General features: G+C 71.5%; 10 protein-coding genes and 1 pseudogene. 5 read left to right on the top strand and 6 right to left on the bottom strand.

Translation table 11 applies throughout. The features are described from left to right. Window positions 1-190: 190 nt before the first annotated feature. The 3 genes from KBY47_RS33175 to KBY47_RS33165 all read right to left on the bottom strand — a co-directional run bounded on the left by KBY47_RS33175 (window position 191) and on the right by KBY47_RS33165 (window position 1960). Window positions 191-631, bottom strand: coding sequence for an OsmC family protein (locus KBY47_RS33175; RefSeq protein ID WP_210927821.1), 441 nt, complete (start codon window positions 629-631; stop codon window positions 191-193). 85 nt (window positions 632-716) lie between these two features. Continuing rightward, on the bottom strand, window positions 717-1145 hold the full coding sequence (locus KBY47_RS33170) for a VOC family protein (RefSeq protein WP_210927819.1): 429 nt from the start codon (window positions 1143-1145) through the stop codon (window positions 717-719). Window positions 1146-1189: 44 nt separating this feature from the next. After that, window positions 1190-1960 carry a DUF899 domain-containing protein gene (locus tag KBY47_RS33165; RefSeq protein WP_210927818.1) on the bottom strand — a complete coding sequence of 257 codons (771 nt, stop codon included), beginning with the start codon at window positions 1958-1960 and terminating at the stop codon, window positions 1190-1192. A gap of 262 nt (window positions 1961-2222) precedes the next feature. On the opposite strand from KBY47_RS33165, the gene KBY47_RS33160 reads away from it, so the two are divergent. The 3 genes and pseudogenes from KBY47_RS33160 to KBY47_RS37445 all read left to right on the top strand — a co-directional run. After that, window positions 2223-2957: an RNA polymerase sigma factor gene (locus KBY47_RS33160; protein ID WP_210927815.1), complete on the top strand. Its 735-nt coding sequence runs from the start codon at window positions 2223-2225 to the stop codon at window positions 2955-2957. Beyond that, complete coding sequence (locus KBY47_RS33155) at window positions 2954-3880, top strand: CU044_5270 family protein (protein ID WP_210927814.1); 927 nt, start codon at window positions 2954-2956, stop codon at window positions 3878-3880. Before KBY47_RS33160 ends, KBY47_RS33155 begins: the two co-directional genes overlap by 4 nt. Before the next feature lie 125 nt (window positions 3881-4005). Next, a pseudogene (locus tag KBY47_RS37445) lies at window positions 4006-4227 on the top strand (DUF4259 domain-containing protein); the annotation flags it as partial. Between the two features lie 55 nt (window positions 4228-4282). On the opposite strand, the gene KBY47_RS33145 reads toward KBY47_RS37445, so the two are convergent. After that, on the bottom strand, window positions 4283-5062 hold the full coding sequence (locus KBY47_RS33145; RefSeq protein WP_210927812.1) for an NAD(P)H-dependent oxidoreductase: 780 nt from the start codon (window positions 5060-5062) through the stop codon (window positions 4283-4285). A gap of 139 nt (window positions 5063-5201) precedes the next feature. Here KBY47_RS33145 and KBY47_RS33140 point away from each other — a divergent pair, with 139 nt between their 5' ends. Then, entirely contained in the window at window positions 5202-6050 is an 849-nt protein-coding gene (locus KBY47_RS33140) for a helix-turn-helix transcriptional regulator (protein ID WP_210927810.1), read from the top strand. 361 nt (window positions 6051-6411) lie between these two features. Here the strand turns inward: KBY47_RS33140 and KBY47_RS36845 are convergent, their stop codons facing one another. Next, the gene (locus tag KBY47_RS36845; RefSeq protein WP_308405384.1) at window positions 6412-6909 is read right to left on the bottom strand and encodes a TetR/AcrR family transcriptional regulator; all 498 of its coding nucleotides are present in this window, start codon (window positions 6907-6909) and stop codon (window positions 6412-6414) included. 396 nt (window positions 6910-7305) lie between these two features. Continuing rightward, window positions 7306-8694 (bottom strand): macro domain-containing protein, encoded by a 1389-nt coding sequence (locus tag KBY47_RS33130; RefSeq protein ID WP_210927808.1) that lies wholly within the window; start codon window positions 8692-8694, stop codon window positions 7306-7308. Between the two features lie 206 nt (window positions 8695-8900). Here KBY47_RS33130 and KBY47_RS33125 point away from each other — a divergent pair, with 206 nt between their 5' ends. After that, entirely contained in the window at window positions 8901-9719 is an 819-nt protein-coding gene (locus KBY47_RS33125) for a macro domain-containing protein (RefSeq protein WP_210927806.1), read from the top strand. Window positions 9720-9836: the final 117 nt, after the last annotated feature.

The following is a 9836-nucleotide window of genomic DNA, read 5'->3' as shown; positions in this document are numbered from 1 at the left end:
GCCGACCCGGCTTGATGCCCGTCGGCAGCAAAGGCTCAAGCCGGGCCCACTGGCCGTTCGTCAGATCCCCACGTCCCACAGGACGTGATCATCAACGAACAAGATCCACTTTCGCAACAGACCCTAGACGAGGACGACCCCGAGGACCGGGCCGCGCAGCGGTTGGCCGAACTGGGGAGGGACGGGGACGTCAGGCGTCCTTGATCGTCGCCGTGACGGGCGTGCCGATCTCGACCGTGCGGCTCACCGTGCAGAGCCGGTCGTGCGAGGTCTTGACCGCGCGGGGCAGGATGGTGCGGGCGCGGTCCGCGCCCGCACCGTCGGGGAAGGTGACGGTGAAGGTGACCGCCAGATTGGTCATGCGGTTGCCGAAGTCGTCGCTGATCTTGTCGCCGGTCACCGTCACCGTGAACTCCGAGGGCTCCGCGTGGCGGCTGGTGGCGACGTCGACGTCCGCCGCCGTGCAGCCGCCGATCGCGGCGAGCAACAGCTCGACCGGGGTGAACTCTGTTTCCGATCCGCCCCCGGAGGTCGTACCGAAACTGATGGTCCCGCCGCGCGGGTTGGTCGCCACGAAGTGCTCGGTGCTGGTGCGTTCGACGACAACGGAACGCTCGGAGATTTCGCTCATGCCGTCGACAGTAGCGCCCGGCCGCGAGGGAACGACGGAGGTCGCCCGGGGCAGCGGGGCCCACGCACCGCGCGTCGTCGAACGCTCAGTCGAGACAGAACTCGTTGCCCTCGATGTCCTGCATCACGATGCACGAGTCGTGGCCGTCGTACAGCAGCCGGACGCGCTCCGCGCCGAGCGGGAGCAGCCGAGCGCATTCCGCCTCCAGCTTGGCCAGCCGCTCCTCCCCCACCAGCCCGGTGCCGACCCGCACATCGAGATGCACCCGGTTCTTGACGACCTTGCCTTCAGGGACCCGCTGGAAGTACAGCCGCGGGCCCACGCCCGAGGGGTCGACACCGGCGAACCACGAGCCCCTCTCCTCGGGCGCCTGCGACCGGTCGTACTCCTCCCAGGTGGCGAACCCCGAGGGCGGCGACGGTACGACGTACCCCAGCACCTCGCACCAGAAGCGGGCGAGACGCTCGGGTTCCGCGCAGTCGAAGGTGACTTGGAACTGCTTGATCACTGGCATCGGCGCACCATAGCAGGGGCGTTACCGGTCGCTCAGTGGTGATGTCACCCTCGACCGAGGGTCTCCACCGGCGTCGCGCCGGGGCGGGTCCACTGCGGCACGGGACGGCTGGTCGGACCCCAGGTGGCGTTGCCGTCCGCGTCCGTGCGCCAGTACCAGCACGCGTGGTCCCCCTTGGGCCAGCCCTCGGGCTTGTCCTCCCAGGCCTCGCCGCGACCGTAGGGCGTCATGTCGAGCAGGCCGAGGGCCCCGTTGACCCGCTCGTTGCCACGCCCCGTAGTGGAGTAGGTGAGGAACACACGGTCGCCGTCGCGCAGGAACGAGGTGAGGTACCCCATCGCGCCACCAACGGGCGCCTCCACGTCCCGCACCGAATACCAGGGCTGGGTGTAGCCCATGAACTCGACGTACGCGGCCACCTCGTCCCATCGGCCCGTGGTGAGGACGGCGAAGGAGACGCCGCGGGCGTTGAGGTAGACGGCGTCCTTGAGGTGCCAGGCCGTGGTGGTGCAGCCCTCGCACTGCCCCTGGTGCGGAGCGCCGTCGTACCACATGTGCTGGTAGACGACGAGTTCGTCGCGGCCCTGGAACAGCTCCAGGAACGGCACCGGACCGTCGGGGCCCACCACCTCCACGGTCCCGTCCAGCTCCACCATCGGCAGCCGGCGGCGGGCCGCGGCGATGGCGTCGCCCTCCCGGGTGTGGGCCTTCTCGCGGACCAGCAGCTCGTCGCGGGCGGCCTGCCAGGTCGCCAGATCGACGACGGGCGGGCGGCCGGGGAGCGCGGGGGTCGGCTCACCGGGTGTGGTCGTCATGATGTCCTCCGTGGTCTCTCGAGTTACCGCGGTCACCGCCGCACGACGTCCTACGGTGGTCACCTGTCACCAGGACAGACTCACGAAGCGCCCGGAACTCATCGCACCAGCGGCGCTTCCGACGGCTCGGCTGGCTCGGCCGGTTCCGGTACGTGCCCCCTTCCCGGAAGAACAGCCGTAGGAGGCGGCGGTGGGGGAGGGAACTCGCACCGCAGTGACCGGCATCACAGGGACGGCGGGTGACGGCCGGACAGGACACAGCGTGGAAGATTCCCTACGGGCCCGCGTGCGAGCGGGCGACCCAGCGGCCTTCGCGCAGCTCTTCCGTGCGCACGCGACGGCCCTCTACGGCCACTGCACCCGGGTGACCGGCGATCACGGCGCCGCGGAGGACGCCGTACAGCTCACCTTCCTGGAGGCCTGGCGGCTGCGCGAAAAGCTGCTGACGGACGCCGCGTACGCGCCGTCGCCCGGGGAGCCCGGCGACGACGGGACCCCGGCCGACGCCGACGGCCTGCGGCCGTGGCTGTTCGGCATCGCCACCAACGTCCTGCGCAACATGCGACGCACGGCCCGGCGGCACGCGGCGGCGCTCGCCCGGATGCCGGGCCGCCCCACCGACCACGAGGTGGCGCCCGACTTCGCCGATGCTCTGGCGGGCCGCCTCGACGACACCGAGCGGCTGGCCGCGGCCCGTGCCGCCCTAGGCCAACTGCGCCGACGTGAGCGCGAGGTCTTTGCCCTGTGCGTGTGGTCGGGGCTGAGCGCCGAGGCCGCCGCGACCGCCCTCGGCGTGCCCGCCAGTACCGTCCGATCCCGGCTCTCGCGCGCCCGGCAACGCCTGCGCCGCCTCACGGAGGGCGAACTCAGGCGGCGAAAACCGGGACGCCTCCCCGGCACCGGACAGGAACTGGTAGGCCGCCCCCCGGCGACCCGGTCGACACAGGCAGAGACACAGGCAGAGACACAGTCGAAGGCACAGGAGAGCCGCCCATGAACCGCGCAGAACGAGAAGAGATGGCCCGGCTGCTGCCCAGCCCCGGGAATCCGGCCCCGCCGAGCGACCGCCTGCTGATGTTGGAGGACCATCTCATGCGAGAGATCACCCGAGACGCCGCACGGCCCGCCGCCGATGCCGCTGCGCAGACCCCGTCTGCCCCGCCCGCCCCGCGCCCCCGTCGCCGCCTCGCCCTGCTCGCGGTGCCGCTCGGTACCGCCGCCGTGGTCGTCGCGACCGTACTGTCGGCCGGCGGGGGTGGCGAGGACCGTCCGGTCACCGACCAGGAGGCCGTCGGTCTGCTGAACCGTATCGCCACGGTCGCCGAGGCGAAGGACACCAGCCCCGTCCGCGACGACCAGTACATCTACCTGCACACCCAGGGCACCCAGCAGATCATGGACGAGGGCGAGGACGTCTTCCGCCGGTCCGACTGGCGCCCGGTCGACGGACGCAGCGACGGTCTCGCCCGTATCACCGTGTTGTCCGGTCCCTCCGGCAAGGGCACCACGGACATGGCCCTCTCGGCCGACCCGAACGCGGGCTCCTACCGTGAGATCGAGCGGCTGCCCACCGATCCCGCCCGGCTGTACGACCGGATCTGGGCCGAGACGCGGGGCCAGGGCCCCACTCATGAGGAGGCCGCTCTGGAGAGGATCGGCGCGCTGCTGCCGACGGCGGTCCTGCTGCCCGAGACGGACGCCGCCCTCTACCGCGCTGCGGCCATGATCCCGGGCGTCACCGTCGTCGACGACGCCAAGGACGCGGCGGGCCGCAGGGGCATCGGACTGGCCTTCGGCTCCGGTGACGACCGGGATGTCTGGGTCTTCGACCGTGAGGACCTGACCTACCTCGGCTCCGACGACATCGCCGTGCTCGACGTCGGCGCCGTCGACGAACTGGGCGAGACCCCGGCGGGCTGAGCCCGTCAGCGGACGACACCCCGCGGCACTTCAGGCTGGCCCGGTCCGTGCGGCCGCTGTCAGTGGTCTCTGTCAGGATTCCTCGATCAGCACCGTGACCGGGAGAGACCACGGGCACTTGGGACGTCGGCCCCTTCGACAACGACACCGCGGCGGACTTCTGTGATGACCTCGACGAGGCAGCCGGAGGCGAACGCGAGGGCATCGTACGCGGCGCTCTCACCCGTGTGATCGACACCGTGGACTACGTCGATGCCACGGTCAACGCCTACCTCGCCACCGGCCGCCTCCCGGCCACGGACGTCATCTGCGGCGCCCGCCGGGTGAACGTCGGGCCGCACAGCTGAGGCGGCACGCCGTACGGGCATTGGCCGCGCCCAGCTTGGAGTGCCGGCGCGGCGGTCAGTCGCGTACGTGCAGCGCGAAACCCGTGCGGCCAGCGGGCTCCAGTCCCTCCTTCAGACGCAGCGAGGGGATCTCGTAGTCGCCGTAGTTCTGCCGCCGGAACGGGATCGGCTCGGTCGACTCCAGGGTGAGCAGACGCTGCCGCCATGCCTTGGCCACGGCCGGGTAGTCCTCGTCGGTCATCCGGTCCGTGCCGTACAGCACGAACGGCGGCAGTACCTCGATGCCCGGGTAGTAGAGGATGCCGTGGTGGATCGGGAACAGCAGATCGTCGATGGGGCCGTTGATCCCGCGGGCGGCGTAGTGCGACTCCAGGCCGCCGACGGTCACCGAGAGAAGAGCCTTCCTGCCCGCGAGGGTGCCTTCGCCGAAGCGATCGCCGTACTTGGTGTCGCTGTGCTCGCCGACGCCGTACGCGAAGTGGTAGGTGAACACCCGGTCCACCCAGCCTTTGAGGATCGCGGGCATCGTGTACCACCACAACGGGAACTGGAAGACGACCGTGTCGGCCCACAGCAGCTTCTCCTGCTCGGCGCGGACGTCCGGGGTGAGCGTCCCGGCGTCGAAGGCCCGGCCCGAGTCCGCCGCGACCTTCAACGGACTTGAGGCGTGGGGGCCGTAGTCCGCGGCGTCCACGACCGCCTTCCAGTTCATCGCGTACAGATCGCTCACCCGTACCTCGTGCCCGGCGGCCTCCAAGGTGGACACCGCGAGGTCCTTCAGGGAGCTGTTGAGTGACTTGGGCTCCGGGTGGGCGTGGACGATCAGCGTCTTCATGGGAACTCCTTCGGATCGGTTCCCCTTGATCCTGGGTGCCTCGGTGCCTTGCGTTCAGGGGCTCCTCTTCCGTCGGACGGGACTTCCTGGTACTGGCAGGACCACCTTCACGGGCACCGCCGAAGCCATACTGGGTGCCATGGACGACCTTGCGGGCTTTCTGCGGACCCGGCGTGCCCGGGTCGATCCGGCGGCCGTCGGCATCCCCGTCGACAGTCGCCGCCGGGTCGACGGGCTGCGTCGCGAAGAGGTCGCGCATCTGTCCGGAGTCAGCGTCGACTACTACGTACGCCTGGAGCAGGGCCGCGCGACCCAGCCCTCCGAGCAGGTCCTCGACGCGCTCGCCCGGGTCCTCGCTCTCGACGAGACCGAGCGCGGGCACCTCTACCGGCTCGCCCGGCAGCGTCGCCGCCGCGCGAAGGCGCCGGGCGGGCGGGTCCGGCCGGAGCTGCTGCGCGTCCTCGGTCTGGTCGCCGACGCACCCGCGATGCTCATGGACCATCGCCTGGACGTGCTCGCCGGGAACCGCCTCGCCGGGCTCCTTTACGGCCGACCGGTGCCGGGCCTGAACACCGCCCGGCACATCTTCCTCGAGGAGGCCGAGCGCGGCCTTTACGCGGACTGGGAGAAGTGCACTCTCGACGTGGTCGGGCACCTGCGCCTGGCGGCCGGCAAGTACCCCGAGGATCCCCGTCTGGCCTCGCTCATCGGTGAACTGGCGATGGGCAGCGAGCGTTTCCGCCGCCTCTGGGCCCGCGCGGACGTATGCGCCCGCACGCACGGGCGCAAGGCGTACCGGCACCCACTGGTCGGACTGCTGGAGCTGCATCAGGAGAACTTCCCGCTACCGGACGGATCGGGCATGGAGCTGCTCGTGCTGTCCGCGGCCCCCGGCAGCCCCGCCGAGGACGGTCTGCGCCTGCTCGCGGGACTGGGCGGGGACAGCGGCGACGCGCATCTCACGGCGAAGGCTCGGGGCCGCGATTGACCCGACCGCCGCCGGGTCGGCCCTTCCAGGGCTCCGCACGGTCAGCTCTCTGTGGGGGCGCTCGATGGACACCTCGGGTGGTTTCCGTTCCAGCGGTGCGGGCAGCCGCCAGGCCCAGCCCGAAGTGCCGGAGCACGCGGTCGGAGCTGAGGACGAACGCCCCGAAGACATGTCAAGGGTCCTTGCTGCGCGCTCAGCCGCATCATGGCCTACGAGTACCGCATGGTCAGGCCTGGCTGGCTCAAGGACTGAAACGACGCCTGCCGCAGGTTCATCGCTCGTCGCCCGTGGCCGGGTGCGCTCTCGGTGCAGCTCGCGCCCTGCATGGCCCTTCGCATCCCCGAGGTCGGTGGCGCGGCCGTCAGCCGGGCGGGCGCAGGCCGTCCAGCATGACGCGGATCAGGGCGCCGGGGAAGTCCGGGTGGTTGTCGACGCCGGCGAGGGCGGCGAGGCCGTCGAGGATCTGTCCGAGGGAGACGTCGTCGCGTACTTCTCCGCTGCGCTGCGCGGCCCGGAAGAGGGGTTCGCCCGCGGCGATGGTGCGGGAGCGGCTGTCGCGGAGGACGGTGGGGGTGCCGTTGGCGGATTCGGCGAGGAGGAGGGAGGCGAGCGGGCCTTCGCGGGCGCCGTCGGCGTGGAAGCGCGTGAGCCAGTTGAAGAAGGCCTCACCAGGGGTGTCGCCACTGACGCGGCCGACGGCTTCGCAGATGTCGTCGACGGTGTGACGGAAGAGTTTCTCGACCAGTTCGAGTCTGCCGGGGAAGTCGCGGTAGAGCGTGGCGATGCCGACTCCGGCACGGCGGGCGATCTCGGCCATCGACGGCGCGGCGCCGGGTTCGGCGAATGCCTCGCGGGCCACCCTTCGGGGGATACAAGGAATCCGGACTGGGCTACGAAGGAGGCTTGGAAGGCCTGGACGCCCACACCCAGGCCAAGGCCGTCCGTATCACGCTGTGACGGCACCGGCCCGCCGGGGGTGGGCGCCTTGTTGGGGAGGGTGAGCGGCTGGACAGGATCGGGCACCGGTCCCGGACGGCGGCCGGGGCTGTTGGGCAGACAGGCCGAGTGTGCGCGGCGGGAGTCGGCAAGTCCGCCCTGCTGGAGCACGTGACGGCGGCGGCTTCCGGATGCCGTGCGGCGAACGAGGGCCGGAAGCGCGTCGGAAGCGCTCCGGAAGTGATCCCGAAGTCCGTCGGAACCCCGTCGCCGCTGGTGGCGGAAGCGGTTGTCCGGGTCGGATGGGTGTATGACGACGTCAAGCGGTTCCGCGTGTCACGGCATCCGTTCCGGGTGCGCCGGGCAAGGTGCGCAGCAGCCCGCCGACCGCCGCGAGGTCCGTTCTCGCGAGATCCTCGGGGCGGATGACCACGCGGAGTTCGGGGGCGGTGGTCGGTTCCCGGCGGGTGTACGCGGCGAAACTCTTTATGATCATGAACAGCAGTTGCGTACGGTCGAGCTCCACGACCCGTGCGAGTCCCGTGCCGACCAGCGGCATGGCCACGGGTTTGTACATGCCGTACCGGGCGACCGACTGCCACAGGCTGTCGAGGCTGGCCCGCAGATCGTCCGGCGCGGAGCGGGCCACCAGGTCGTTGCCGAGGCGGGAGTAGGCGACGGCGAACACCCGGCGGCCGTCGACCACCAGGGGGACCGTGGTGCCGAGGGGGTAGCGGACCCGTCGGCCCCGGGGCTTGTCCTGGGGCCGTTCGGTGCTGCTGGGCGTGATGGAGCGCAGACCCGCCTGGAGCCGGTCGTCCAGCAGCTTGCGGTCGCCGTTGAACAGGCGGCCCACCAGCTGTCCCTGGACGCTGTCCCGGCTGATCACCAGGTCCTGCTCGGTGGCGGTGTCGAAGGTGTCGGTGAAGCCGACCACCAGGTTGGCGTCGTCCTGGGCGAACAGGTCGCCGCGGACCACCACCAGGTCACCGCCGGAACCGGAACCGGTGATCGGCTCGCGCAGCAGTACCTGGCCGTGCCGGTCGCGCAGTCGCGCGCGCAGCGTCTGGAGCATCCCGGCGACCTCCGGGTCGTCCGGCCGCTCCAGGGTCAGACGCTCGGCCACCGGTACGGCGAGTTCGTAGCGGCCCAGTTCGGTGTGCGCGGTGATCAGGTGCCGACGGGCCGTCTCGTGCAGCGCCGTGAGCCGACGCACCAGGGGCCGGGCGAACGGTTCGTCGCTCAGGTCGGCCAGCGGACGGCCCGTCACCAGGGCCAGGGCGGTCATGAGCTGGTGCGCCGCCGACGCCGGCGTAGCGAACAGCGCCGAGGCGACCAGTGCGGAGAACTCCGCGCAGTCCAGTTCGTCACGGCCGAGGACCAGCCGGTACGCCGTCTCGGGGGTCGGGGCCGCCAGCAACTGCTCGGTACGCAGCACCCGTTGACCGGTGCCGTCCTGTGCCGGGTCCAGCGCGCGGCGCAGTTCGAGCACGCGTTTCTGCACTTCGTTGCGGGCGCGGCCAGCCTGACCCGGACCGGTGTGGGCGGCGCCCCACACGTCCTCGTACAGCCGCCGGACCGGAACCGGATCGCCTTCGGCTGCCACCAGCCGCAGGAGTAATCGCTTGGTCAGCGGGGTCAGGCGGCCCGGCTCGCCGTCGACCTCCACTCTGGTCCGCCCCAGGACACAGACCCGGATGCGCGTCATGGCACGTGGTCTCCACTCGCTCCGCGCTCCCCGTCTGTCTCTGGCCGCGGGAGCAGCCTCGGCAGCGTACCAAGCGGGCATTTGGGGGAGTTGTGCTTTTCAGGGGTTCCACGCGGGGCCGGACGCCCGGTCCGGGCCGGACACGGCGTCCGGGATGGCGGCTGTCGGGCGGTGCCCGGGGGCGGCGGGCGTTCGTGGGCAGTGCCATGGCCGCGTTCGGCGGGGTGTCGGCGGTGGTGCAGTTCGTCGGCCAGCTGTTTCCGGAAGCACTGGATCCGGCGCCGGTGCTCGGCGGCTCCGTCCTGCTGTGCGTGGCCTGGGCGGTGGCGCGCAGCCGACAGCCCTCGGCCGTGGCGCAGGACTTCCGGCGGCCGAACATGACGGTGTCGGTGGGGTGCGGTGACCTCTTCGAGGAGCGGGCGCACCTGGTCGTCGGGTTCAGCGACACCTTCGACACCGACGTGCACGACGGCATCGTCATCAGCGGCAGCAGCGTGCAGGGCCAGCTGCTGCACCGCCGCTACCACGGTGACACCGTACGCCTGGACAGCGCGCTGGGAGCGGCGCTGCGCGATGTGACGCCGCTCGCCCGCGAGACCCGCGAGGACAAGCCGCACGGCAAGCTGGACCGCTATCCCGTGGGCACGGTCGCGGTGCTGGGGACCCGGCCGCGGCTGGTGTTCGCGGTCGCCTACAGCCGGATCGGCAACGACTTCGTCGCCCGGTCGAGCACGGAGGAGCTGTGGCTGAGCCTGAACCGGGTATGGGACGCGGTCCACCGGTACGGGCAGCTGGACCGGGTCGCGCTGCCGTTGCTCGGGTCGGGGCTGTCCCGGCTGCACGGGCTCGACGAGGAGAGTCTGCTGCGGCTGATCCTGCTGTCCTTCATCACCCGGTCGAGGGAACGGGTGATCTGCCGGGAGCTGCGGATCGTGCTGCGCCCGGCCGAGGCCGAACGCGTCGACATGACCGAGGTCGCCGCGTTCCTCAGGGTGCTGGCGGCGGACGTCGGCCCCACACGGTGAGCGCCGCCGCCCCCGAGGCGGGCCCGCACGTGCTCGGGTCCGCCCCGAGGGCGGTTGTGCCGTCCCCCGGGCGGCACACGAACCGCCGTGCCGCATGGGCCGGCGGTGGTCCTACGG

It is taken from the genome of Streptomyces sp. B93 (assembly GCF_018070565.1).
GTDB lineage: Bacteria > Actinomycetota > Actinomycetes > Streptomycetales > Streptomycetaceae > Streptomyces.
The sequence above is the reverse complement of the archived record's forward strand: the minus strand, read 5'-3'. Positions and strand labels throughout refer to the sequence as shown.

Excerpts from the sequence above, each read along its gene's own strand:
- KBY47_RS33175 (WP_210927821.1), bottom strand. The coding sequence starts at position 631 with ATGAGCGAAATCTCCGAGCGTTCCGTTGTCGTCGAACGCACCAGCACC.
- KBY47_RS33155 (WP_210927814.1), top strand. The coding sequence starts at position 2,954 with ATGAACCGCGCAGAACGAGAAGAGATGGCCCGGCTGCTGCCCAGCCCC.
- KBY47_RS33140 (WP_210927810.1), top strand. The coding sequence starts at position 5,202 with ATGGACGACCTTGCGGGCTTTCTGCGGACCCGGCGTGCCCGGGTCGAT.
- KBY47_RS33170 (WP_210927819.1), bottom strand. The coding sequence starts at position 1,145 with ATGCCAGTGATCAAGCAGTTCCAAGTCACCTTCGACTGCGCGGAACCC.
- KBY47_RS33130 (WP_210927808.1), bottom strand. The coding sequence starts at position 8,694 with ATGACGCGCATCCGGGTCTGTGTCCTGGGGCGGACCAGAGTGGAGGTC.
- KBY47_RS33165 (WP_210927818.1), bottom strand. The coding sequence starts at position 1,960 with ATGACGACCACACCCGGTGAGCCGACCCCCGCGCTCCCCGGCCGCCCG.
- KBY47_RS33125 (WP_210927806.1), top strand. The coding sequence starts at position 8,901 with ATGGCCGCGTTCGGCGGGGTGTCGGCGGTGGTGCAGTTCGTCGGCCAG.
- KBY47_RS33145 (WP_210927812.1), bottom strand. The coding sequence starts at position 5,062 with ATGAAGACGCTGATCGTCCACGCCCACCCGGAGCCCAAGTCACTCAAC.